22 protein-coding genes are annotated in these 23175 nt (G+C 59.6%); all 22 read right to left on the reverse strand.

The window, feature by feature from the left end:
* Positions 1-101: 101 nt before the first annotated feature.
* Complete coding sequence (gene mobF, locus A9973_RS26005; protein WP_183016508.1) at positions 102-3008, reverse strand: MobF family relaxase; 2907 nt, start codon at positions 3006-3008, stop codon at positions 102-104.
* Positions 3009-3064: 56 nt separating this feature from the next.
* Positions 3065-4693, reverse strand: coding sequence for a type IV secretion system DNA-binding domain-containing protein (locus tag A9973_RS26010; protein ID WP_183016509.1), 1629 nt, complete (start codon positions 4691-4693; stop codon positions 3065-3067).
* Positions 4694-4771: 78 nt separating this feature from the next.
* Positions 4772-5179 carry a hypothetical protein gene (locus A9973_RS26015; RefSeq protein WP_183016510.1) on the reverse strand — a complete coding sequence of 136 codons (408 nt, stop codon included), beginning with the start codon at positions 5177-5179 and terminating at the stop codon, positions 4772-4774.
* Between the two features lie 8 nt (positions 5180-5187).
* Positions 5188-5895 carry a StbB family protein gene (gene stbB, locus A9973_RS26020; protein WP_183016511.1) on the reverse strand — a complete coding sequence of 236 codons (708 nt, stop codon included), beginning with the start codon at positions 5893-5895 and terminating at the stop codon, positions 5188-5190.
* Positions 5896-7005: 1110 nt separating this feature from the next.
* The gene (locus A9973_RS26025; protein ID WP_183016512.1) at positions 7006-8103 is read right to left on the reverse strand and encodes a helix-turn-helix domain-containing protein; all 1098 of its coding nucleotides are present in this window, start codon (positions 8101-8103) and stop codon (positions 7006-7008) included.
* A 64-nt stretch (positions 8104-8167) separates the two neighbouring features.
* Positions 8168-8437, reverse strand: coding sequence for a hypothetical protein (locus A9973_RS26030; RefSeq protein ID WP_183016513.1), 270 nt, complete (start codon positions 8435-8437; stop codon positions 8168-8170).
* 307 nt (positions 8438-8744) lie between these two features.
* A complete protein-coding gene (locus A9973_RS26035) occupies positions 8745-8984 on the reverse strand; it encodes a hypothetical protein (RefSeq protein WP_183016514.1) in 240 nt (79 codons plus the stop codon).
* Positions 8981-10000 (reverse strand): P-type DNA transfer ATPase VirB11, encoded by a 1020-nt coding sequence (virB11, locus tag A9973_RS26040; protein WP_255469288.1) that lies wholly within the window; start codon positions 9998-10000, stop codon positions 8981-8983. Before virB11 ends, A9973_RS26035 begins: the two co-directional genes overlap by 4 nt.
* Before the next feature lie 98 nt (positions 10001-10098).
* A complete protein-coding gene (virB10, locus tag A9973_RS26045) occupies positions 10099-11265 on the reverse strand; it encodes a type IV secretion system protein VirB10 (protein ID WP_183016516.1) in 1167 nt (388 codons plus the stop codon).
* A complete protein-coding gene (locus A9973_RS26050) occupies positions 11262-12080 on the reverse strand; it encodes a TrbG/VirB9 family P-type conjugative transfer protein (RefSeq protein ID WP_255469289.1) in 819 nt (272 codons plus the stop codon). Before A9973_RS26050 ends, virB10 begins: the two co-directional genes overlap by 4 nt.
* Complete coding sequence (locus A9973_RS26055) at positions 12080-12658, reverse strand: hypothetical protein (RefSeq protein ID WP_183016517.1); 579 nt, start codon at positions 12656-12658, stop codon at positions 12080-12082. The genes A9973_RS26050 and A9973_RS26055 overlap by 1 nt, the downstream gene beginning before the upstream one ends.
* Positions 12659-12663: 5 nt before the next feature.
* Entirely contained in the window at positions 12664-13353 is a 690-nt protein-coding gene (locus A9973_RS26060; RefSeq protein WP_255469290.1) for a virB8 family protein, read from the reverse strand.
* A gap of 631 nt (positions 13354-13984) precedes the next feature.
* Positions 13985-14875, reverse strand: coding sequence for a type IV secretion system protein (locus A9973_RS26065; protein ID WP_183016519.1), 891 nt, complete (start codon positions 14873-14875; stop codon positions 13985-13987).
* Positions 14875-15624, reverse strand: a complete 750-nt coding sequence (gene virB5 / locus A9973_RS26070) for a P-type DNA transfer protein VirB5 (protein ID WP_183016520.1) — start codon at positions 15622-15624, stop codon at positions 14875-14877. The genes A9973_RS26065 and virB5 overlap by 1 nt, the downstream gene beginning before the upstream one ends.
* Positions 15625-15626: 2 nt before the next feature.
* Positions 15627-18098 (reverse strand): VirB4 family type IV secretion/conjugal transfer ATPase, encoded by a 2472-nt coding sequence (locus A9973_RS26075; RefSeq protein ID WP_183016521.1) that lies wholly within the window; start codon positions 18096-18098, stop codon positions 15627-15629.
* Positions 18095-18484 (reverse strand): type IV secretion system protein VirB3, encoded by a 390-nt coding sequence (locus tag A9973_RS26080; protein WP_183016522.1) that lies wholly within the window; start codon positions 18482-18484, stop codon positions 18095-18097. The genes A9973_RS26075 and A9973_RS26080 overlap by 4 nt, the downstream gene beginning before the upstream one ends.
* A 2-nt stretch (positions 18485-18486) precedes the next feature.
* The gene (locus A9973_RS26085; protein ID WP_183016523.1) at positions 18487-18789 is read right to left on the reverse strand and encodes a TrbC/VirB2 family protein; all 303 of its coding nucleotides are present in this window, start codon (positions 18787-18789) and stop codon (positions 18487-18489) included.
* A gap of 176 nt (positions 18790-18965) precedes the next feature.
* Entirely contained in the window at positions 18966-19619 is a 654-nt protein-coding gene (locus A9973_RS26090) for a lytic transglycosylase domain-containing protein (RefSeq protein WP_183016524.1), read from the reverse strand.
* A gap of 3 nt (positions 19620-19622) precedes the next feature.
* On the reverse strand, positions 19623-20243 hold the full coding sequence (locus A9973_RS26095; protein ID WP_183016525.1) for a TrbM/KikA/MpfK family conjugal transfer protein: 621 nt from the start codon (positions 20241-20243) through the stop codon (positions 19623-19625).
* Between the two features lie 16 nt (positions 20244-20259).
* Entirely contained in the window at positions 20260-21090 is an 831-nt protein-coding gene (locus A9973_RS26100; RefSeq protein ID WP_183016526.1) for a hypothetical protein, read from the reverse strand.
* 61 nt (positions 21091-21151) lie between these two features.
* Entirely contained in the window at positions 21152-22429 is a 1278-nt protein-coding gene (locus tag A9973_RS26105; protein WP_255469291.1) for a prepilin-type N-terminal cleavage/methylation domain-containing protein, read from the reverse strand.
* Between the two features lie 66 nt (positions 22430-22495).
* Positions 22496-23119 (reverse strand): Tfp pilus assembly protein FimT/FimU, encoded by a 624-nt coding sequence (locus tag A9973_RS26110; protein WP_183016528.1) that lies wholly within the window; start codon positions 23117-23119, stop codon positions 22496-22498.
* Positions 23120-23175 lie beyond the last annotated feature (56 nt).

Below are 23175 nucleotides of genomic sequence, written 5' to 3' on the forward strand. Positions count from 1 at the left end.
CGGTACCAACGACCAGGCCGCGTTTTTGTTATTGTCCGCTCATTCCCGCAAGTTATCGCTCTAGTGGATGCGGGCGGGCGAAAATCGCCCACGTAAGCGACCTAACGTTGGAGTGCGCTGTCTGCAACTTCCTTGCCTTCGGAGCTGGCTATCATTCGTGATGGCGTATCCTTGAGACGCCATGGTCGTGTCGCCTCAAGTCCGATATCGAGGGCGGCCGTCTTCTCCTCTAGCCGGTTCACTGCACCGGACAGCTTTGCGGCATTCTCGGTATAGATTTCCGTGTGAAAGCGTGCCCTGGAAATCGCTACATAGTAGACGTCGCGCTGCGTGGTGCGGCTAAAACTCTCAGAGTTGATCAGTGCACGATCGCATGTCAGTCCCTGCGCGCTGTGGCTCGTGGACGCGTAGGCCCGATCTAGATGCAGCGGCGCCGTTGCCGCGTTCATCGTGATTCGTCGGCCGTTGCCGCCGATGGTGACCGTTGTGGGCGTGACGGCGAGCACTTCAAACCGATCACCGTTGGCCAAATCGAGGGCCGCGTTGTGCCTTGTCGCCCGAACCCAATCGCCGGCGGATAATTCTGCCTTGACCGGTTCGTAGACTGACAGCTTGGCGGCGCGAGCAGGATTGAAGGTGGTCCGGACCTTACTTTCCATATGCTCAACGACTAGGTCATTGGGCTTTCCGGCAAGCGCGCCGATAACGCGGTACATCTCGCCTTGCCGCAAATTTCCGGTTTTGTAGTCCCGCTCCGGCTGCACAATATCCCCAGCGACGAAGTACTTGGCCACTCGCCGTTCTGCCTGCGTAGTGTCACGTCGGGTGAGCATCTTGAATTCAAAGCCGCGGCCGCCCAGGCCGAGCGCCTGGTGGGTAGCCTCGTTCAACGCATTCCGCGAATCGTTCGTGCCTGTCACGATAAGCGTCTCCCGCCGCTCATCGTCGTTCAGCGTTGCGTATCGGGTCGCTATGGCGTCATATCGTTCGCCGTCGTCCTTGATGGTGTGCACGGCTTTCAGCTTCTGATCTAACACGCCAAGGGAGGCCGACGCCTCACCCTTTGCCGCTAGTTCCACCGCAGCCTTCAATTCGGGGGACTTCTGCCGAATGATGTCGCCCATTAGGGCCGTAGCCATGCCTGCGACCTGCAACTGGTGAAACGGGCGGCCAGCCTCGATGGCCTTGGTTTGGCCCGTGTCGCCCAGCATGACGATGCGTGCGTCGTCGGCCTCGGCCATTTTCATCAGGCGTTCCATGAGGCGGGCAGGGACCACGCCCGCCTCATCGATGACAAGGACGGTTTTCGGGTCGAGTTTGAAGCGGTCCTTCTGACGTGCCTCCAGAACGGATGCTACGGTCCTGGATTCCATTCCGAGTTCCCGCAAGGCCTCGATCTGCTTGCCGTAGGACGCCACGGCCTGGACCTTGAAGCCCGCTGCTTCAGCGGCCTCCTTGACCTGGGCCAGCATGTGCGACTTGCCGGTTCCCGCCAGGCCTTGGACGCCGATGAACCGGTGTGGTGTGCTGAGGATCAGATTGGCGGCCGCCAGTTGGCCTGGCTTGAGCGAGCGGCCAGCCATAGCGCCTTGGGCTGCTTGAATATCCAAGATTGGCGCGACCTGGTCACGCCCCTCGCGCTCGATCTGAAGGATTCGCTTTTCGCGCTCCCGAGCCACCTGGGTGGTGTACTTGGCGCCGGTCGGAACAAGCTCGCCCCGAGCAATCGATATGCGGATTTTATCTTCCGCGTGTTTTTTGCTCATGCCACCGACGACGAGGGCGGCGATCAAGTCCGACCGTGATTCGCCGGCACCATCTTTGTCCTTCGCGTGCCGGTACTGAATCGTCCCAAGGATCAAATGGCCTTTATCAAGTGAGCGCTTGACGGCCGATTTGAGGTCGCCCAGCTTTATGCCCATGCCGTGCGAACGGTGCAGCGCGGTCTTGAGCATCTCTTTTCCGTCCATCACGGATTCGCGTTCGGTGTGGTGCTTGATCGCCCACCGAAGACACTCGTCGGCAATCAGAGCAGCCGCTTCCGGCGTCAATTCCTGACGGGGCGGCTTGCCGCTTTCCAATTCGGCTTCCTTTTCCAGTGGTTGCTTTGCTCCATTGAAATCAATGCCGAGTTCAGTCGCCTGTCGTTCCCAGTCACGCTGAAGTTCTTCGCGAGAAATTTCGGGTGCCTTGTCCAGGCGAGTTTTGAGCGCGATAGTTTGCTTGAGCGCTCTGCTCGCAGATTCGCGAGTTTCACCCAATGCCGCCAGTTCGGCATTGATGTCCTGCGAACGCTTGGAGAACCCTTCGATGTGGTCCCGAGACATATGCGCGAGTTCGAAGCTCTTGCCCTCGTAGCGAATATGATGGCCGGACTTCTCCAGGCTGCTGGCCAGCTCGGCGTGATACACCGATTCCATCATGGACTTCAATCGATAAATTTCGTCGTTCGATATGGCGACCCAGCGGCCATCGGCGCGTTGGGTGAGGTTCATCAACAGTGCGTGGGTGTGCAGCTGGGGATCCGAATAGGCACCGTCCGTTGGCCTGGCCGTCTCATGCCGGAACTTTGCGATCACCGCGTTGCCTGTGCGCTCCGTAGTCGTAATCCCCTTTTCAGTTTGGCGCGCGCGCAACAGCTCATGTTCTAGAAAATCCAGCGCCCTGGTGACGGCGTAATCATGGGCCTCGATCACCGAGGCATCCTTGCCTGCCAGCGCCTGGATGCTGACGCTCTTGGGCGGTGAAAGCGTCATATCCAGTGCCGCACGCGCCTCAGCATCCAGCCTGATCGAGCGCGATAGTTCAACGTCGGGGCCGAAGTCACCGCGCAGCGCACGCAGAAATTCCTCCTGCTGTATGGCGCCGGTTAATCCGAGCGCGTCAGCGGCCTTGCCTTGCCACTGCGCAGCGGTCCCGTCACGACTGTAGTAGTCGTCTTTCTGGTCAGCATAGTAGTGCGACGCCTTTGTGGCTGCACTGCGATGGATAGATTTCAAAGAGATCATAAAACTCTCCAAAGGGACTAGGCCGTCGCTCGACGCGACGGCCTCGGGTGCAGCGGCTAGGCCGCTATCGTTGGATCTTCCGGCAGGTCAACTTCGTTCCACCGCTGCGGCTCGTTAGTGCCGGAGTGTGCGACGTCGTGCGCGTTCGCTCGCTTCGCCTCCACAAACGGTGCGTTGCGAACAGCAAAATTGACTGGCTCAAGCAGGAATTTCGAAATGGGCCGGTCGCCCGCGAACGCAATCCAGCCCGTGAGTTCAGGCAGGGTTTGGACCTGCGCCGCAGTGACTACGCGCTCGGTCGAGCGAACCATGCGCTCGCTTGTGTTTCGAGCGCTTCCCGGATTGCGGCTATCGGTGTACTCGGGGCGCGCAACCTCGTGTTCACCGAGTGATTTGGACATCACCTCGGCCGTTTCATAGTCAGTCTTCGAACCACCTAAAACGACCAAAGACCGAAAGCTCGCACGTAGCGTCTGCGCCATGTCTTTGCCGTAGATATGATCCAGTTGGGAGATTGATTGCAGGCCGGCGAGCGCGCGACCACCGTTCTTGCGCCCCTTGGTGAGGAAGTCTTCGAGAGTCGCCAGCTTTTCCAGGGAAGCCAGCTCATCCAGGACTAGCCACCACCGACGAGTGGCGTCTTCGGACATCGAGAGAAACGAAGAGCAGAAGACGTCGACCCAGGCCGAAAGCAAGGGCTTCATGGCGTGCTTCATGTCTTCCCGCCAGGTGATGTAGAGATTCCCCGAGTCACTGTCCATCCAGTCTCGGATGCTGAACTTCCCAGCTGGCATCGTCACGTGCTCGGCGAGGTACTTGGAAAGCACGAACCGCGCGCTCGTGAGTGCTTTGCTGGCCTCGGAGGAGCCGGCAAACAGCGACTCGGCCAGGGTGCCGGATAAGAAGGCTCGCAGATCGTTGTCGGCGGCTACCGTCGTCCAGCGGAATAGCTCTTGCACTGATGGCGTGCCCAATTCGCTGAGCTTACGTGCACTTTCGCGTAGGAGAAGCCGACTATATTCGTTCCACTCCTCGGCGTTCGCGTCTTTGCCAAGCGGGACGATGGAAAGCGCAAGCCGCTTCCAGTCGTATTCGGCGCGCACTTCATTGAAGAACGACCAGCCCTCGGTGCGTGCGTCATAAGGATTCAACAGGACGTCGTTCGCGCGCCCGAACTTGCTGAAGAGGTCGCCGTTCGGATCAACGATTACCATTCTGTCGGCGCGCTTTTGGATTGAGTAGACGAGCTGCCGCAGAAGCACGGATTTACCCGTGCCAGTTGCGCCGTTGAGAAGAGTATGCAGGTTCTCGACAGACGTCGGCATGGGTACGCCAGCGATATCCACTTGCTGCTGCTCCCGCTCCGTGCACAACTTTTTCAGCTTTGCGACGGGTACAGCTTCGGTGCCGCGAATGTGAATCTTGTAGCCGGCGCCGTCGAACCCTGCCTTGGTCGACTGTCGTTTCAAAGCGAAGGCGAGGGCAAGGACAAGCGCCAGGCCAACTATGGGCGCGACGATGAGCGGAGTGTGATGCGGTGTGGCCAGCAGCCAGCGCGACAGCACCGTCCAAGTGATATGGTTGAACGGGATTCCAGTCATTACTTTGGCCGTGACAAGCCAAGCTGCGATCGGCAGTAGTAGCGCCGCGAACCGAAGTATTCGCCGGCGAGTGTCTGGTGCCATGAGTTTCCTTTTGCAGCGCACAAGCGCAAAATTGGCGCGGCCCGGTTCGGGGTCGCGCCATGTGACAAGGGGATTGGCTTAGCGATAGAGAGCAATCGCGACTAACGTCGCACTGAAGGCGCCACCAACAAACGCACTCGCGGCGCAAAGCAAGCCAGTGCGCCAGGCGGCAGAGGGCAACGCGTTCGTGGCCATCCGGGAGGCAACCCGCAGGTCGCTTGTGGCCTTTGCGATAGTTCTGGAAGCCTCAAGCAAGGATCGGTTTGCGTGTTCTGCTGCCAAGCTCGCCGCGTCCATACCGGCCTGGCGGATCGACCCGGGTAGGGCTTGCATCGCCTGTTGAATTTCTGTCTGGCGTGAGGTGAGTTGCTCCATGCGGGTGAGGAGCTGATCGCTTTCCACGAGGATCTCGCGATAGAGAAATTCGACCCTGGTGCGCGCTGGGGCGGCACCGTTCTGCGGACCACTTTGCACGTCGGGTTGCATAGTGGCCCCTATGCAAAGACCGCTTCAAATGCCTTATCCAGCTGCCGATTGACCGGTCGGGCCAACGATTGAAGCGCGTGCATATCGCTCAGATGTCGGATGAGCTTGGCGTCGTTACGGTCTGCCTCGCGAAGCTCCTGGCGATAGTTGCGCTGGTCAGAAAGGATCTCCGTGATGGTCGTCCGCTTGTTCGCGAGCAGATCGAAGACTTCGTTCTCCAAAATGGCCGCTTCCGGGTTGGCCATAAAGGTGCCCGCCTTGTGCGCATATCCGAAGATGGCGGAGAACTCTTCCCGCACGTCTGCATCAACGCGGTTGAAGAGCACGCGAACGCGCTCGGACGGTACACCCATCTCGGCCAGCGCCTGGATGGTCTTGATCGTCTCCCGCTGCGCTTTTCCGGTCGCGACGACCGGAAGCACGTAGAAGTCGATTTCGAGATGCGCTTCGTCGTACTTAACCAGTTCGGCAAGGAAGTCTTCGATGTTGGATGCGCCGACGTCGACGATGGCGGATTCGGCCATGAGCAGTTTGCGAAACAGGCGGCCGAAATGTTCGCCTCGCATCTGCTCGACGTCCAGGCCCAGATCCGCGGCGCTTTCATTGGTGGACTCCACCGCGATGATTTCCGCGCCGGGCATACGCGGGGCGAACAGGTGGCTGGTAACGGTTGTTTTTCCGACGGAGCCGGAGTAATTCACGGTTGCGATTTTCATGGGGACTTCTCCTATTTTTGTCGGCCGAGATCGGCCAGTTCGTCAAGGTCAATGTGGTCTTGCGATTTGCGAAGCCGAACCAAATCGGCTTTGCTCGTAATGCGCTCAGCCTGGATGGCTTTGGGACTTGGAGTCAGCGGGCCGGCCGCCATGAGGTCGGCTGCTCCGGTTCTGCGATCTTCGATAGTTCGGGCGCCACGCTTGCGCCAGCGGTAGCGAGCCTTGCGGAGGGATTCGGCGGTGAGCTCAATTCCGGATGCGCCCAGTTGACGCGTAATCTCTGCGTACGGAACGCCTTGTGTGAGCGCAGTGTCTATAGCCGGCATCAAGGACCGAAGGACAGCCCTTCGATGGCCGCCCGCTAGGCCCTTGATCTGATGAAATAGCCGCGCATGGACGGGGTCTGTGTCGGACATAAATGGGCCATGAGTGGGACGCTGGAAGCCCTCAGGCTGAAGACGTCTTTGGGGAGGAGGGGGAGCCGCGCCCGGTAACGGGCGGGGGGGAACCTTTGTGGTTCCCCAGGGGGGTCGGAAGCGCGGACGCCCACAGGGCGGCCGGCCAGGGGGGCAGTTGCCCCCGCGCTTTGGGGTCTACGGTTCCCCGCCCGGCGACGATAAGTCGCTGGGAAGGGGACGCACCCTCTCTGGTGGTGGCATCGAGGTCGCTGGGGGGTCGAAGCTGAGCAGCCGTGGCGAGCCGTTGAGGTGGTTCAACGTTCGGAAGGTGGCGCGCGTGGCGTTGGCCGCCTTCCAGGCGCGCAACGCCATGGGGGGTAGCGATTGTTCCCCCCGGCCGGCGGCGCACAGCGCCGGCGGAGAGGGGGGACTGTTCCCATGGGTTTCAGGCCGGCGCCGCAGGCGCCGGGGCGGAGGGAGCGAAGCGACCGGAGGGTAGGCGGATCGACTTTCGAATTGCGACGATGGTTCGCGCGCGACTCTCTCTCAAACCTATAAAACCTATATATACCTATTGAGGCCCGATTTTGGGACTAGCAAATTGCCGTTTTTGGGCCTAGCAAAAGCCAAAATTGGGACGGGCAAATTGAGAAATTGGGCTAGGCCCGTTTTTGGTACTTGTCCCTCTTTCGGGACAGGCTGTGGATAACAATTAATGAGGCGGCGGCAGGCCAGCGGCCGCGAACACGCGAGCCTTGAAATGAACCTCGGGTTCATTGGGCGCCTGCTCCAGCCCCAGCCGCTTTCCCTTGGTCACAATGCCGCTCCAAGAGCCGTGCCATGGCTTAGCCAATTCCTTGGCGTCCTTGCTTTCCCTCTCGCGGAAGACCCAAAGCCGCCACGATTCGAACCAGTCGGCCGAAAGTCCCTCGTCGCCGGGCCGGGAACGCATGTAGGCACTGAATGTGGCAGCCATTGCGTCAATCTTTTCCGCAGACCAGTGGGGCCGCTCACGTTGGGTCCAGATTTGCCACCTCTCGGGCAACGACCAACCGCTGGGTAGCGGCGTAGCAGCCGCGCCACCGAAAGACGCGCCGGTCGATCGCTTTCTGGCCGCCCCGCGGCGCCGGCGTGAGCCGTAGTCAGCCGCGGCCTGGTGCTTGTGGGTGGGTGAAGTAAAGACAGCCGCCTGCGATCCTTGCGCCGTAGCGACGCCTTGCGCAGACCAGTCGTCTCGGACACCAGCTTCGGCGATACAACCTAGCGCGTTCGCGAGACAAGGTTCGCGAGTGTCGTCCCAAATTGCTCCAAATTCGGAACAGCGACCTTCATATTCGGAATCATCTGCCACATGATGTGTGTTGGAATCGCGGGCTGTGACTGTGGTGGGGGCAGAGTTGGCCACTGCGGCGGGCGCCGGACCGTCGGGATGCTCGCCGGCGGCCGATTCGAACTCAAAGTCTTGTTGCGGTGTGGGCTGGACGGTGATGCCACTGGCAGCGGTACCGGACGCGGCGACGTCGATCAAGGGAACAGCGTTAGGGCAGAGGCGATAGATGATGCTGCTACGGTTATCGCCGGCACGCCGCCCGGTGTCCTGTATTGCGCCTAGTTCTCGCAATCGTCCAAGGGCTTCGATGACCGTCTTGCGATTCAGATGGGTCACCTTGGCCAGGTATTCAATGGACGCAAACACCGTCCACTGGTCAGCGTCGTAGCGTACGAGCTGGGCCAGATTCAGCAACACGAGCTTGGATGAGGATTTTTGGACGTCGGCCAATCTGGCCCATTTCGATGCTTCGACGCTCATGGTCGCCCCTTGCAATGCCGCATGTTTTCACCGGGTAAAGGAAATTGCCTGTGCAGCCTGGCCATTACGAATCGGCCTCCAACGACTCAGCGATAGAGCGGCGTGCTTTTAGGGGCAAGCCGTGCGTTTCGTAGAATTCCCGACGCGCTTGCAGCCAGGCCTTGTATGGCCACGCACGACGCTCGCCCCAAGGGTAGGCAGCGCGAATGGCCAGGTGGATTTCTTCGGTCGAATTTCCAGCCAGTTGGCAGCGGTCGTAGACGCTTTTCATAATCTTGTAGGCAGCGAGCACGCGAGCCTCGCGTGCACCGCTCTTTGAGGGCGCTTGGTTCATTTGGGTTTTCTTTGAGTGGGTTCGAAGACGGACCAACTGCATCTCGGCGTGGCCGACGTGCTGATGCCGCTCAGGCGTGAGCGGCTATTGCTGCGGAACGCGAACAGCTAGGCTCCGAAGAACTCGGGCGCCGGCTGCGGATAGCCCGCCTTCACCGTTGCAGAGCTTTGCATGGACTGCGTGATTTCCTTCACCCAAGCCGACAGGCGCGAAAAATCAGCGTCGAGCTCGGCCCGTTTGAAACGGCGGTCGGGACATTCGAGACAGAAGATCAATGGACCGTCCGCATTGAAGGCGGCGGTTAGGACTAGCTCGAGAGCCGGCCTTCACGCTCAATGGCGTGAATCGCGTCCATCAAGCCGTCCACAAGCTGGCGCATGTCGGCGGCGGTAAGTGGTGCAGATCCAGTTGGACCGTCAAGGCTTCCATCCCGCTCCATCGACAGAAGGGCCGCTTTGCTTTTGCCGCCTGCATGCCGTAGCCGCAGTACGCCAGCTATTCCCGCCGGCGCGATAAACGTGACCTTGACGTCGATGGGCTGGGTCATAGCATTCGCGCTGGATTGAAATAGACTTCGGTGAGCTTGTACTCGGAGAAGTACAAGGAGATATCCAGCGTGGAATAGAGGAAGCGCCGAATCGTGTCGATGTCCATCTGATTGCCGGCCGAAGACTGCTTCACCAGCAGCGCGACTCGGTCGTAAGTGTCCCAGGCGCTGTTAGCGTGGGTCGTTGTCACAGAGCCGGGATGCCCGGTGTTCAGCGCATTGAGGTAATCCCAGGCTTCCGGCCCCCGCAGTTCGGACAGGAAGATGCGATCCGGGGAACTACGCATGGCGGCGGCGATGCACTCCGTCGCGGACATACGCCCGGCGCCGGTCCCGTAGATCATGTGGACCCGATTCGGGTGATTCGGCAGCTGCAGCTCGTGTACGTCCTCGATCGTGATGATCCGTTCGCTTACGGGCACGCATTCGATGAGACTGCGGGCAAACGTGGTCTTCCCTGACCCTGTCTTGCCAGACACGATGACATTGCGGCAGCTTTTAATGGCCAGCTTCAGGAAATCGCGCATCTTGCGTTGCGCAAGCAATTCCAGAAGCTCTCTGTCGGTTGCTGTGAGAGGCGCCGATTCAGAGACCTCGCCACTGACGTTGATCCAGTTATCGAACGCGCCTTCGTCCGCTAACTCGTCCAAAGTCTTGACCACCGTGCTGTGCTTGCGGATGTTGATCGACAGCGTACCGTCGATCACCGCCGGCGGCTGGGCGACCTGGCCCCGTTCGCCATCAGGCAATAGCAGCGACATGATGGGAGTGAAGTTGACATTGTTGAAGCTCGCCATTGTCGAAACGAGCGCCTCCAAGAACCCGAAAGTCAGTTCCGGATCCTCGTGCAGGTTCCAGCGGCCATGCGAACGGGTGAGAATTATCCCAGGCCGCGGGACCGTAATCTCGCGGATGGCATCGTCCTTCATGTAAGCGGCTACAGGGCGTAGCATTTGACGCAGAGCGATGTCATTGGCAACGGTATTCACCGACACCGAGCGGGCAGAGTCCTTCATATTGTTCATTCCGATTGAGGTGTGTGCGCCTGCCCAGCGTATAGCGGGCAAGCAGAGGAGCGCCGGCACACAAGATGCGAGCCGGCGTTGCGAGCGTCTTACCGAATGGGGCGCAACGTGTAGACCGAGCTGAAATCCAGGTCTCGGGCGACGTAAATGCCGATTCGCCCGCCCTGGTTGCGGTACATCGTGGGGGGGATATTTATAGAGTTGTCCAGTACCGTGCTGACGGCATCTTGCGCCGCATCACTCGTCGAGTTGAAACTCACCGAGCCCCCGCTGTTGTTGCCCCCTCGAGATGATGCCCAGGATCCGAAGTCGCCGATCAGGCTCACGAGAATCGCACCGCCGAACCGTTCTGCGAAATGCGTGTCGATGTGCCCGTCCAGGCCCGCTTCACCCAATGATCCGGTGCCTGGCGAATCGAGATGAATAATCACCCCGTTGCGAGTCTCCATGCGAGACCAGACCACGCCAATGCGGGGTTGACCTTGTGCCAGCACTCCCTGCTGATACCCGACGAACTTGGTTCCCGGGTCGACCAGCTCCACGCGGCCACTGGCGGATCGGACACCCTGCGGCGTGTAGCAGGTGATCATTCCCGCTTGTGCGCTGACGAGCTTTGTGTCCTGAATGCAATCAATCATTGCCCCTTGGGTTATGAGAAAGTCAAGATTGCCGAGCGTGCCGGCGCGTGCCGCTGTTAGCTTCATCGGTTTGAGCCGATCCGACATGGGACCACTGTCCGACTCGCGGGCTGCAGGCTTTGAAGTCTCGCGCGTCTGTCCATCGTTGCGGTCGTCCTGAGTCTCTTGCAGTCCACTGGACAGCCGACGTTGCGTGACAGGGTCGGCGACGACCTGCTTGACGACTTCGCCAAGTTGAAAGCTCTTGTCGAGCGGCGGTAACCCCTCGGAAGGCGCTGTCGGTGCTGGTGGCAGGGATGGTTGTACAGGAGGGGGTGGGGGTTCCGATCTGAGCTTGAGCTCTGGAAGATTGTTCTCAATCTTCGGCTGCAGCCCCGAGGGCGTTTCAGGGTCGTTCCCTCCGTTCATAATCAGCGTGCGCCATAGCACTGTGCCAATCACCATCAGAGCCATCAGCGAAACCAAGACGAAGAACGCCTTTGCGCCGGGGGCTGCTGGCCGTGCCGAACCATGGAGATCCGGTCGGCCGCGTCCTTCGATCTGCGCCTGGTGCTCTTCGATTTCGGCAACCGCGTCGACCATTTTGCCGGGTGAACGCCGGCGCTTGAAGAGCTTCATTTGGGAGACTCCTCACGAAGAACGCGCTCGACCGACGGCGATATCGTGCCCGTCGGAAGCGGGCGGGTGGAGAGCGGCGCTTCGTTATGCACGGCGACGACCTTGTTGCCCAGGCGTAAATGCCAGCGGGACGCCACACGATGCAGCACGATTGTTCGTTCTCCATCCATGTGACGATTGGCGATCACCTCCTGGCCATCAGCGTCAACGTAGTAGGCACTCGGAAGGTCTTGGCCAGGAGCGAAGCGCAACCAGGTCTGCGCGCCATCGTCCCACGCAGCCTCAGGTCCGATGGTCACGTCACCGCTCATCGTGTAACTCTGCCAATTTACGGCCAGATCACCCTTGGCGAGTTTTTGCTGAATCTGCTCCTTCTCTTCCTGCTCGGCCGTCTTGGCCAACTCCACCTCGGGATAGCGCATGACGATCCGGTAGACCTCGCCACCTTTGCGCTCCTTCGCGTAGTTCAGCAAGAAGGAGTAGTTGCGCTTGGTGGTGATGTAAATGAGGTTGGTGTCCGCTTGCTCCACTTTCGGCTTGAGAAGAAGGTGTTTGCCAACCTGCTGGAAAGCGTAAGCCGCCGAGTCGCCGAAGGCGTGCGTGACGTACTCCTCGTCATCGTTGAGCTGGATCTGGGTGGCCACGCCCAAGGACGTGTTGACTTGAACAACGTTGGCAGCGTCATAGTCGGTCCACCGGATGCGCTTGTCTTTAGTCGAGGCCTGCGGATGATCAAGGGACCAGGCAGGACCTGCAGCCGCGCACAGCGCGACTGTCAGCGCTGCTGCGGCCATAGATTTCAGGCGGACGTTCATTAGCTGCGTTCCATCCCGTGGTTGTGCTCGTGTGCGTGTTTCGGGGCATGCTGCCGTTCGAACCCAATTCCTGCTGCCATGCCGTGATCTGCGTCACGGACGAGGCCCACGCCACCAACCGCCTTGAAGGGGTAGCTGATGGCGAGGGATTCTTCCTTTCCGGTGATCTCGAACGAACGGTTCAGCGTGCCGCGCGCATGAACGATCAAGTCGCCCGTCTCCTTGTCGCGTTGAATCAAGCAGTTGGGCGTGGTGCCCACAACCGGCCCCTTGTACTCGCGGCCGTCTTCAGGCTGGCGAATCTGTCGATCCTGTTCGCCGTAGAGTTCGACGGGGCGCCGGGGCTGACGCATACGCTCTTCAAAGTGCTTGCCAATGCGGTCGGCAGCGACAACGATGGTCGGCAGGCGCAGGTCGGCACTTTTGCTCAGATGGTCCTTCGTAAGTCGAGCAGCGCCATACAGGTCAGTCTTGGCGTAGCGCTCCAAATCGCGCAGCAACGCGGTGCGCTCCGAGTTGCTCAAGCCGTGGGCGGTTTCCAGGCGGCGAGCGAGTTCGTTGATTTGTTCTTTCTTCATGGTGATTACCTCAGCGTTTCGACGTCGGTCATGTAGGTGGAAACTTGGAAGCCCAGCGGGTTGTCGCGGCCGGTCTTTTCAGTAATGGGCGTGTTGATGTAGCGGTACGCGAGCGTGGCGATCAGCTGCTCTGGTTCGGCCTTAGTGTTGGACCCAACCAGGCGGCGCGTGAACCGCACTGTGGCGGTGTTGTGAGGGCCAAACGTGATGCTGCGAACGCTGGGCACGATGCGCGTGTGTTTGCCGTAGCGCGTGTCAAGCGCTTCGTAGCCCCTTTTTGGATCGTCCTGAAATCTGGCCGCGTAGACCTGCTGGACTTCGGGTGAGCTGAACAGACCGCATCGGTCGTAGGTGTTTTGAATCGTGTTCCAGTCGTAGCCTTCGCAGGCGAGTACGTACTGCTGGATGAAGTATCTGGCGATTCGCTCGCCGTAATCGTCCTGGCCGTTACCGAGTTTGGTGACATGCTCGATTTCGCCGGTGGTGTCATTTACGCGAACGACGTAGGGGCGCGGCGGCTCGATCATGAAGAAGATGGCGCAGAGCGTCACGATGGAAATGAGCGCGATCAGGAGTGATACTGAGGCAACACGCCATGCGGTACTTCGTGACGACAGGAGGAATGAAAGCAAGTCGCGCTCGAGCCCGCGATTGCGCTCTAGCTCTTGCCCCAGCGAGAGCTTGGGGTCATCCATAGACATAGCGATCTCCTGTTCGGTTAATGGTTTCGAGGCCGACCAGCGCGGACGGCGAGGACGACAAAGGGCGAGCCGCGACGAGCGCGGCCGCAAGGGCGTTCTTCATGGGTTCTCCGAAGAGATGGATGGGGGGATTTAGATCAGAGGGTCTTGGCTAGCGCCAAGCAAAAAAGAGAAAGGCACAGCGAACGCTGTGCCCTAGTTGTTAGCGTTTCAGCCCACTGCAGGGCGAAACATCATCAGAAAGCCAAGAGGGGAACTACCAACTTTTGTATCTCTGTTCCCAGTCAGCACGTGCAGCGTTGTCCGCATCCCGACGCCGGCGTTCGTTATCACGCCCACCCCGAGACACCGCCGAAGTCGAGATGATTAGACTGGGCCATTTAAAGCAGAGATACCAGAGAGGCTTCAGCAACCACGTCCAGGTGGCACGAACTACGCTGATCCACTGAAATGCAGATATCGGAGCTTCGCCTGCTTCAGGAACGGACGGCTGCAAAGGCACGTTCGGATTAACCAACGGGCTTTGTGAAAGTCGCTTTCCCAATGGAGTGATCGGGTCCATCTGTTTTCCTCACAATAATGTCGACATTGGCTTCGGAGCCTTTGTCGGCAGTGGAAATTTATGTTAGCCGATCCGACCAAGAAAGGGAACGGATATGCCACCACCTTGCCCGCCAGTAATCTTCTTAGCGACATCTGATACTTGTTCCAACATGTACTTGGAGCACATCATGAAAAATACCATCGCGGTTAGCATCGAAAAAATGTTTATCTGGTCGGCCCCAGCCAGATCCAAAAGGCCCTTCTGCAGCATTCCGAACATCCCCATGATGAACATGAAGACCATCATGAACAATCCGGCGTAGATGGCGTAATACATCCCTTGGTGGAGCCACGCTTTGAAAAAATCCTTGGTGGGCTCGAACAACAGAGCAAGTATGCATAAGGGCCCCAAAATAACGACAAGGCCCATGCCGACCTTGACGGTTATCAGAACGAGCATGCCAACCGCACTCATAATGGCCGAGATGACTGTGATGATGACCGAGACGATCGTGAAGACAAAGGTCTGGCCCATCTTCTTGAGGCCACTCGGTGCGCGTTCTTGGAGTTTCGTCCCGATTTCGGCCCCCTTGTTCGCCGCCTCGTCCATGATCTGAGATGGGGTTTTGACCGTGCCAGTAAATAGCTTCGCTATGTCCGTGGGCAGCTCCAACATGGCACCAGCGATCTGCGTTTGATACAGGCCGCCCGTGCCGGCAATTCCAACAATGACAGCGATGGATACCAGGCGGCGTACTGCGGCGAAGATCGGAGTCTGGATGGCACCCGACGATATTAGCCAGCCGTACCACACTAGTGCGATCGACAAGCCGACCGATACGAGGGGCAAAACCTGAGCGGTGATAGACGCGACCATCGGCGTGACCACGCTGGTCAGCATCGTCGTTACCGATTGGTCGATCCAATTCGCAACCCCGCCCAGACTTAGAAGCGAAACTGCGGTCGTGGTCATTACCGTACTCCCGGCAGGGGGGCCCGAATTGCCTCGATGCTGAATGCGCTGGCGGCCAGTTTGTCGGCCTGCGCCTCCATGAGCGCTTGCTCTGCTTCCAGTTGGCGCGCAAGCATGTCAGCGCGCGTCTGGTCGACCTGGATATTTGCCTGTTCTACCAAGAGACGCGCCTGCAGGTCCGCAATTGCCTTTGGGTCCTGGGTCTGGTTGATCTGCTTCTGCAGCTGGTTGATCTGGCCAACCCGCGCAGTCATGCCCTTCTGCGTTTGCTGCATCAGGGCCTGGCTGCGAATCGCCATCTTCTCGGTACGCGCGTCGAGGTTTCTTTTGTCCTGCTCGTAGTTGCCGGTAAGCGCCTCCTCGCGCTCGATGCGCTCAGCGATTTCGGAGAGGCCGATTCCCCCACCGTTTGCCGAACGCAGGATATCCCGCGCGTCCGCCGGCAGGGAATCACGGATGAGCGGGTTGTTGAGGATGTCCCCCAGATTTCGTGTGCCGGTCAGAGCCTCCAGTTGGCGACGCTGGCTTTCCAACTGGTTCTTGAGCACGGTGATCTGTTCCGCGTACTTGGCCAGCGTCTCGGCGTGCTTGATAGCACGGTCCATGATGCTTGCTGCGTCGACTACTGGAATACCGCTGGCATGTGCCGGCAACGCAGCGTTAGCCATCATGCTCGCGCATACGAGCACTGCTGCGTGCTTGCGCCAGGCCTGGGATGACAGGCAGCGGGTTTTGAACGATGCAAACATAATTATCTCCTTGTCGCCTCGTCGGCGAGCTTGAGGTAATGGGGAAGCCATACGCTGGGATCTTCCCCGCACTTCGCTATAGCTTCTTCGGCAAGTTCCGCCATATCGGCAGAGCCGGAAAAGACTCGAAGGGAGTCGGGGCAGGTCGACAAATCCAATTCCGCCGTGACCGTCGATTCGCCCTGCTTGATGACGAACTGGCGGCTGAACTCACCGAGGTTCTTGACCAGCTTGAACTCGGCCGGCGAGAGCTTGAAGCCGTCGATGTACTCATCCGCCGTTGCCCCAGGATTCGGCAGGTAGAACTGCGTAGCAGACTGCTGTAAGAGGGAACGGCCCGCAGGCAATTCCAGAACTGCTTCCGGCTCCTGCGTGGCGCAGATGAGCACGGCATCCTTTTTTCGGACGGTGCGGCTTCTGTCCTGCAGCGATTCCTGAAATGCGGCCACCTTTAACGGATGCTGCACTTCGTCAAAAATCTGTGCGCATCTGCGGCCGTCTGTCATCTGATTGGTGCGATATAAAAGATAGGTGATTGACGCGTCACGGATCTCGCCCTTTTCCAAAAACTCGGTGAGATCAAAACCAAACATGTCCCTCGCGGACAAGTCCAATTCATCGGTAGGGTTATCGAAAACCCAACCGTTTTCGTTTCCCGCGCACCATCGCATCAAGCGCTCACGCACGCTAAGGGTCTGCCCCTCAGACGGCGCTGCAGGCAGGAACTGCAAGAGCGTAGACAACCGACGATCACGATGGTCTATGCGTTCGACGAGCCGCCTGATGGCGACTTCGATCTGCTTTTGTTCGGCGATCGTGGCGGGTTCATCTCCGTTGGCGGCCAATAGCTTGGTGAGCTTGGCCATGAAGCTAATGTTGGTCGACGTGGGTTCGAGCTGAAGGTAGTTCCAGCCTGTTGGCACACCGATCTGCAGCGTGAAGTAGGTCCCGCCCATGGCCATCACCGTGACCTGCATACCGCGGTCCTTGTCAAAGATCGCGGCGGTGTAGCCGAACTTACGAGCCTGAGCTATCAAGTGGCCCAACAGAACAGTTTTCCCGGTACCGGATTTCCCGATTAGGAACGTATTGCCCAGGCGTCGCTTCCCAGTTTCATCCACCTCGGCCAGCGAAGCGTGGAAGTTCATGTAATACGGGGTTCCCCCCGTAGTCTTGAGCATCGTCACCGCCGGCCCCCAAGGATTGCCTGCCGGTTTACCGAACAGATAGTTGTGCATGGAGGAAAAGCACAGGAAGTTCGGCGAAGTGATGGGGCAGGGGCGCGGGCGCCACTTCCAGTTCCCCGGGAGCTGTGCTGCCCAAGCTGCGATGAGCGCACGGTCGATCAACCGGACGGATACCTCTTCGCCGGCCAGGACCCCGCTGATATCTGCCGCTCCACGGAGCGCCTGCTCGCTGTCCTCGCCGAATACTTGGATCGTGGCGTGATGGTCGCCCATGACGAATTTGCCGGCACTGAGATCATCGCGAGCGCGCTTGAGATCTTCGATCTGCGAAGTTGAATAGTCTCCGGAGTCTTCAAGCCATTTGATCTGGCGCGAGAGCGCCTTCAGGCCTTCTGCCTTCGACATGGACCCGAAGGACTGGGACACCACGAATTCATAGGGCTGGTTTAGCAGGCAATTGAAGTGGCCGGGCTTGGTGTTGTTGGAGTATTCGCGGACCTCCATCATCACGTAGCGCCGCGTCCAATTCGGTCCTCGCATTTCAGCCTGTTCGCCGTGCGTCGAGAAGAACTGTCGGCTGGTGGGCAGATAGTTGTACAAACGGGCGTTTGTCACCGGGACCGGCGTCAGCCGTCCGTTGAGCAGCCACCCAAAGAACTCGGCTGGCTCAGAAAAGTGACCAACTCGCGGCTCGGTTCCTTCGTCCAGGGGGACATGCAAATTTTCCGGAGGAGAAATCTCCCGTTCGATGATAGTTAGCAGTTCCGCCGCGTAGCGTTTCAGGGTGCCCTGGAGCTTACGATTGACATCGTTGAGCTGTTCGATAGCCTGTGCCTGCCAGGCCAAAGCTTGACGAGCAGTGCGTTTTTCGAAACGAGACAGCAGCTGAAGGGCGGGGTCGATTTGCGCTCGCACTATGACCGTGAGATACATCTCATTGATCATGGGCGGCGTGGTCGAGAAGACCTTGCGATACGACTCATCGTGCGCGCGTGAGAACGTATCGGGATATTCGCTTTCCGGGTATTCGGAGACGCGGCGCCGAACAAAGTGGGACCACAGACCAAAGCCCGTGGGCAGGCCGCGTAGGACGTTATTGAGCTCCTCTGCCCATTGTTTATGCTCGGCCTCCGAATAGCCTTGGAAAGTGCGGCCGTCGATGCGCCATACGGACAAGTACTCCCAGTCTCGGGTGGCAATGATCGATTCCGTCACATGGTGGGAGAACGGTACGTACTTGCCAACAAACGGCTCGTGCGCCGCAATGGTGGGCGAGTGTTGAGTCATCGGTTTTTACCTCCGAGTAAGCGGCTCCAGGGGCGCCGCTTGCTGTATTGCGTCGGGGATAGGGATATGGCCCCCCAGAAGCGCTTGTTCGGCGCAAAGAGCTTGGTTTTTGCCCAAAGCTCCCAGATCCAGAAGGCGCGATCATCATGGCGGCTCAAGACGGCCACCACGGGGTAGAGAATGGGTCCGAGTAGCCAGCCCCACAGCGTGAACGATGCGACTAGCAGGGTCACGAAGACCAGGGCGACCAGCGCGCGGGCAGGCACGCCGCCCTTGACCGTAGCCGCACGGGTCGCACCCTTGAAAAGCGGGTACTGGTTAGGCGGGACAGACGATGCAGACTGTGCGGCCGACAGCTCGGACTTAGACGTTGCGCTCTTGCTCATGGTTAGAAGAACAGCTTGAGGAAGCCGCCCACCACTGCGCCGGAGAAGACCACACCGACGCCCCACTGCATTGCGGTGTCTTTTCTGATCAGGTCGGCCGAATACGCGACGCCAATGAGGATGCCCACGATTGCCCCGCAGATGGGGACGATGAGCCAGAGCCAGTCGTAGAAGGTTTGCAGCCCAGTGGTGCCTTTCTGAAACTGTGCAAACGCAACGTCGGGTAGCAACAGCAGGAGCGCGGCCAGGGCCGTGTAAGCCAGCGCAACTTGCGATCGGGGCTTGGTGGAAGAGGCAATCAGCATTGGATTCTCCAAAAGATTTAGCCACCTGGCCTAATTGGCGGGCGGCAGATGCAATACAAAGAGGGAGGGAGCCGATTTAGCGGCTAAACGTTGGATGCAACGCAGGGGAGGGCGTTGTGTTCGGCGGGCGGCGTTTAGCCGTTAAACACGCGGGTCGTGACAGGTCAGGAGTGGAGCTAAGGCTTTGTCGGCTTTGCGATGGGCGCGCCGAATACTGGGTGGGGCTGCCGTTCGAAGACGTCCTGCCGAGGCGTACTGAATGCATCGGTCCGGGGGGATATCAGCGCGTCCGGTTGTTTGGCGGACGGGGGGAGCGTCTGCGTCTTGGACACGGAAGTCGTTTGGCGGGTTGCGGCGTCTTTCACGATCGCGGGTACAGGAACGCCTGCACCCGCAAGGACCTTGCCGACATAGCCGTTCTTGAACCCATCATTGAGATTCCCTGTGTTGTAGCAACTGAAGGCGGCATACAGTGCCGCTTGTCCTTTTCCATGTTGGTCCACCGCACGCTTGTAGCAGGCGACCAGCACGCGCTGCGCGGACGCCAGATTCGTGCACGGATCGAAAATGGTCTCGGGCGTCACGCCGAGCCATTTCCAATTGCGCACGTTGATCTGCCCGTATCCGACGTCAAAGTTGATACCTTGGTCGATGAGCTTGCGCGCCTCGTCCACTGCCTCCTGGCGGGATTTCGGACGGATGCTCCGGTGGGGCTTGCTGTTGACACCGATTGCCAGCGGGTCGAATGCAGACTCATGGCGCACAACGGCCGCCAGCGTGCTTATATGCACGTCTGGCGCGCACTGCCTGGCGAGCGTGGGAAAGTCCATCGGTCAATTCCCCACCATTCCAAAGCCAGGCCCCTTGCCGTTCTGCTCGCGTTCTTTGCGCTCTGCAAGTTCCTTCTCGTACTTGGCGAGTTCGCGCTCGTAATCTCGGGGTTCGACCCAGAAGCCGCCCTCATCGGGCGTCCCGACGTATAGCGGAAGGCCGTCGTCAAAGGCCGTGTATTCGTGCGACGCGTAAACGTTGCAGTAGCCTGGGCGTTTATTGCTGATGATCGAGCCACCCTCGTCGTTGCCGCGCCAAGACCTGAGCGCAATGTTCAGCGCCGCCGCATCGCACCGACCGGCGCCCTGCGAAATGGCGCGTACCAAATCGCTCATCTCCTTGGAGTCCTCAGAAGCTGGACACAGCGATAGAAAGTCGCGGCGTGCTTCCAACGTGTCCGAGAGCTTCTTCATGTTGATGCCGAAGTAGCGAGAAAGCGATGGGGTGCACTCGCTGGGACGGCTTCCGCTCGAAAGGCAAAGAATGGCTTCGCATGCAAGTCGCTTGTCGCCTTCCAGCACGTCCCCGACGTTCACGCTAGGTGCACCGGCTGAGTATGCCGGCGTGGCCACCGGCGTTAGCGCCACCGCCAACAGCAGTAGCAGGTGTCGAAGGGTTCGCATACGCGTTCTCCTGGATTTAGTTGCAGATGCCATAGCTGCCGACGTCGACGAGCTGGCCGTGCACGGTGGTCTGGGTGGTGACCGTGCATCCGTTGACAGACGTGATGTTCACCACACGAGTGGCGCCCTGGCAGAAATCAGCGTCACCTCCGCTTCCCGTGTCGCAGCTGCCGAACAAGGTGGCAGTCCTGTTTCCGTTAGAAAGCTGGCAGTAGCCCGGGACACCCTTGTTCACCGAAGCCCCAGGGGGGAGCAGCTGGCCCATCCACACGCGGGAGGTGTCTCCCGACGTCGTGCCCGATGCATAGATGCAATTCAGCTCCGCAGTAGGGCGATAGATGGTGGCACCGAACATCGTGCCGTAATTGACCTGCATTTGCGCCGCGATGGTTCCGCCCAAGCTGTTATCGAACGTCTCACCGCTCTCGTTGCCTCTGGCTTTTGCGATGACGACGTCCAGAACGCCAGCGGCTCGTGCCGCTGTGCAACCGTCTTGCCAGGCGCTCCAGCCTTCATAGGCGACGTCGCTCGCGTTTGCCTGCAGGACGTAGTAGTTCCGGTACCGAACCTGATTGCCGGTGTAGCCCGCAGGGCATTGCGCGAATTCAGCTTGGGTCTGTGCGATGCGGCATCCGCCGTAGGTGGTATGCCAGCTATATCCCCCCACGCAGCCGCCCGGAGGGAGGGGCGCGCCTTGATCGACGCGGATGACCATGGTGTTGAGATCGGTCTGCAGCTGCACGTCGGCTTGATTTGCCGTGGATGCCTGGCTCGCCGCAGGAAGGAACAGCGCGAACAGCAGGGCGAGCCAGGGCCGGCCCCTGCCTCGCATTGAGGGAAGGAACATGGATATCTCCGATTGGGTTAGCCGCCCGATTGGCGGCTTTGAGACGACCTGCGAACTTGGGTTAGTTCTTGCAGCCCTGTATCACCGAGGCGCGGGCGCCCATGTCTGCGGGCGAAATGACGACGCGGTCGCCCGCGATGCTTGCGCGCTGCGCCATGCGGACGTAGCTATTTCCAGAGTTCTGGAACGTCCCGCTGAAGGATCCGCCGACCGATACGGCGCCGGCGGCATTTACATAGCCCGACCCTTGGATGCTTCCGCCGATAGCGCCACCGATGTTGATATCGCCACCGCGTGCGGTCGCATCCACACCCTGCAGGGCGATTTGGCGCCACGGCGACAAACCAGCAGGGCACGTCACCGGCGGGATCGCAGCGTCGTTGGGAAGGTCGCTGTATGTGCCCGTGATCACGTGACCGTTCTGAGCGAACCACACACCGCCGGTGCAAACGGCGAGCAGCTTGTTGGCGGTCGAAGCATATAAGCCTTCAGGCGTGCAGGCCGCCCCAGGCGCAACTGCTGTGTTGAGCAGTAAGCCCGTGTTGGTCTGAATCGCACCGGCCACCGTCAGCGTGTTGTTGAATGTGACTGGCCTGGTTTCTCCGTGCCGAACAAATTGACCGAACGGCGTGGCGCCCAGACCAGCCGCCAGAACTGCATGGCCTGGCTCTGCGCCGAAATCGAACCACGCGCGCGGAATGTTCATGAGCGGCCCCTGTACGTTGTTCCCGCCGTTGGCGTCATGGCCTCCATATCCTTCTGAGGCCGCCATCACCTTGCCCAGTAGGATTTGGTTGAAACGAGCCGCCTTGCCGGCCGGTGCTGTGCAGACGTCATTGAGTCGACGGCTACGTACATCGCTGATCGGTTGGCAGGTATACACATAGGCGCCCGTGCGGCAGTTGTCACCGGGGCAGGCTCCTTCACGGACAAGGATGAAGCGGGCGGTTTGACCCAGGGGTGGAAAGCGCGGCGTGCTTGGCGGTAGCAGGCCCAGCGATGCGAGATCCGCGACGCCGCCTCTTGCAACCTGCGCTCCCGGGGCGGCAATCCAAGCGAGTGCCGGCGGGGGGGGATAAGTTCCGGCTGGGGCGCTCGCGATATTCTCACCGCGAAGCCAAGCTTCATGCTTTACCTGAAGGTCAACTAATGCACCGCGAATTTGAGCCAAATAGCGGCCGGTCGATTCCGCAGCGATGGTGTCAACATCTCGCTTTAGTGACGGACCACCCAGGACAACGGCGAGTGTGAGAAGTGCGAGCACGACCATGAGCTCGACAAGCGAATAGCCAGCCTGGCGGCGAACTGATCGGGGCACTGTAACTTCAGAAGGACACATGGCAGGTTCGCCGTCTATGCAATGACAGGCGAGGCAATGCCTCGCCTGGATTGCGGGTTTACGGATTCATCGCGTTGCGAAGACGAACGTGTTGTTGTCGCCCTTCACGCAAAGGTCTTGCGCTGTGACTGCATTGAAGGATCCCGCCTCGTTGTTCGTGCCAAGCGTCTTTGCGGCGGTGCCATTGACGCTGATCGTCTCCGATACCGAGTTCAAGGTGGTGGCCAGGCCGGGGCACGCCCTGTGATTCACATTGGTCAACGTCAACCCGAAACCGCTGCCCGCAGCACCACCCCCAAGAGCCACCGGGCCGATCGTGATGGTGCCGTTCGAGCCGGCGCCGGAGCCGCCCAGGCGGTGCGCTACCGTAGCGCCGTTTACCTTGAACACCGATGACTCCATCAACGCCGGCGCGAGGTTCGACACGTTGTTGATGGCTGCGTAAGGGGTGACGGAGTCACCTTCGCCTAGCAAGCGGGTCGCTGTCATGAAGCGCTGAAGTTCAGACGCCGCCGGGCCAACGCGCGCTTGGAGGAAGAAACCTTTGATGGCGGGCATGCCGAGAATCACCAGGACGCCAATGATCGCGAGAACGGCGCCGATTTCGGAGAGCGTGTATCCACCTTGATGTAGGCGTTGGCGGGCGAAGTTCTGCTGGGTACGTTGAGGTTGAGTTACGGGAAGATTCATGTCGGATTCCAGAAACTGAAAGGAAGTTGTGGCCATCTTGGAGACAGCTAGGGATT

Source organism: Achromobacter sp. UMC46 (assembly GCF_014170335.1).
Taxonomy (GTDB): Bacteria; Pseudomonadota; Gammaproteobacteria; order Burkholderiales; family Burkholderiaceae_B; genus Achromobacter.

Coding starts and splice junctions, on each gene's coding strand:
- A9973_RS26100 (WP_183016526.1), bottom strand. CDS start 21,090: ATGTTCCTTCCCTCAATGCGAGGCAGGGGCCGGCCCTGGCTCGCCCTG.
- A9973_RS26085 (WP_183016523.1), bottom strand. CDS start 18,789: ATGCTGATTGCCTCTTCCACCAAGCCCCGATCGCAAGTTGCGCTGGCT.
- A9973_RS26015 (WP_183016510.1), bottom strand. CDS start 5,179: ATGCAACCCGACGTGCAAAGTGGTCCGCAGAACGGTGCCGCCCCAGCG.
- stbB (WP_183016511.1), bottom strand. CDS start 5,895: ATGAAAATCGCAACCGTGAATTACTCCGGCTCCGTCGGAAAAACAACC.
- A9973_RS26105 (WP_255469291.1), bottom strand. CDS start 22,429: ATGTGTCCTTCTGAAGTTACAGTGCCCCGATCAGTTCGCCGCCAGGCT.
- A9973_RS26075 (WP_183016521.1), bottom strand. CDS start 18,098: ATGACTCAACACTCGCCCACCATTGCGGCGCACGAGCCGTTTGTTGGC.
- A9973_RS26035 (WP_183016514.1), bottom strand. CDS start 8,984: ATGACCCAGCCCATCGACGTCAAGGTCACGTTTATCGCGCCGGCGGGA.
- virB10 (WP_183016516.1), bottom strand. CDS start 11,265: ATGAAGCTCTTCAAGCGCCGGCGTTCACCCGGCAAAATGGTCGACGCG.
- A9973_RS26110 (WP_183016528.1), bottom strand. CDS start 23,119: ATGAATCTTCCCGTAACTCAACCTCAACGTACCCAGCAGAACTTCGCC.
- mobF (WP_183016508.1), bottom strand. CDS start 3,008: ATGATCTCTTTGAAATCTATCCATCGCAGTGCAGCCACAAAGGCGTCG.
- A9973_RS26025 (WP_183016512.1), bottom strand. CDS start 8,103: ATGAGCGTCGAAGCATCGAAATGGGCCAGATTGGCCGACGTCCAAAAA.
- A9973_RS26090 (WP_183016524.1), bottom strand. CDS start 19,619: ATGGACTTTCCCACGCTCGCCAGGCAGTGCGCGCCAGACGTGCATATA.
- virB11 (WP_255469288.1), bottom strand. CDS start 10,000: ATGAAGGACTCTGCCCGCTCGGTGTCGGTGAATACCGTTGCCAATGAC.
- A9973_RS26060 (WP_255469290.1), bottom strand. CDS start 13,353: ATGGATGACCCCAAGCTCTCGCTGGGGCAAGAGCTAGAGCGCAATCGC.
- A9973_RS26080 (WP_183016522.1), bottom strand. CDS start 18,484: ATGAGCAAGAGCGCAACGTCTAAGTCCGAGCTGTCGGCCGCACAGTCT.
- A9973_RS26055 (WP_183016517.1), bottom strand. CDS start 12,658: ATGAAGAAAGAACAAATCAACGAACTCGCTCGCCGCCTGGAAACCGCC.
- A9973_RS26050 (WP_255469289.1), bottom strand. CDS start 12,080: ATGAACGTCCGCCTGAAATCTATGGCCGCAGCAGCGCTGACAGTCGCG.
- A9973_RS26010 (WP_183016509.1), bottom strand. CDS start 4,693: ATGGCACCAGACACTCGCCGGCGAATACTTCGGTTCGCGGCGCTACTA.
- A9973_RS26095 (WP_183016525.1), bottom strand. CDS start 20,243: ATGCGAACCCTTCGACACCTGCTACTGCTGTTGGCGGTGGCGCTAACG.
- virB5 (WP_183016520.1), bottom strand. CDS start 15,624: ATGTTTGCATCGTTCAAAACCCGCTGCCTGTCATCCCAGGCCTGGCGC.
- A9973_RS26065 (WP_183016519.1), bottom strand. CDS start 14,875: ATGACCACGACCGCAGTTTCGCTTCTAAGTCTGGGCGGGGTTGCGAAT.
- A9973_RS26030 (WP_183016513.1), bottom strand. CDS start 8,437: ATGAACCAAGCGCCCTCAAAGAGCGGTGCACGCGAGGCTCGCGTGCTC.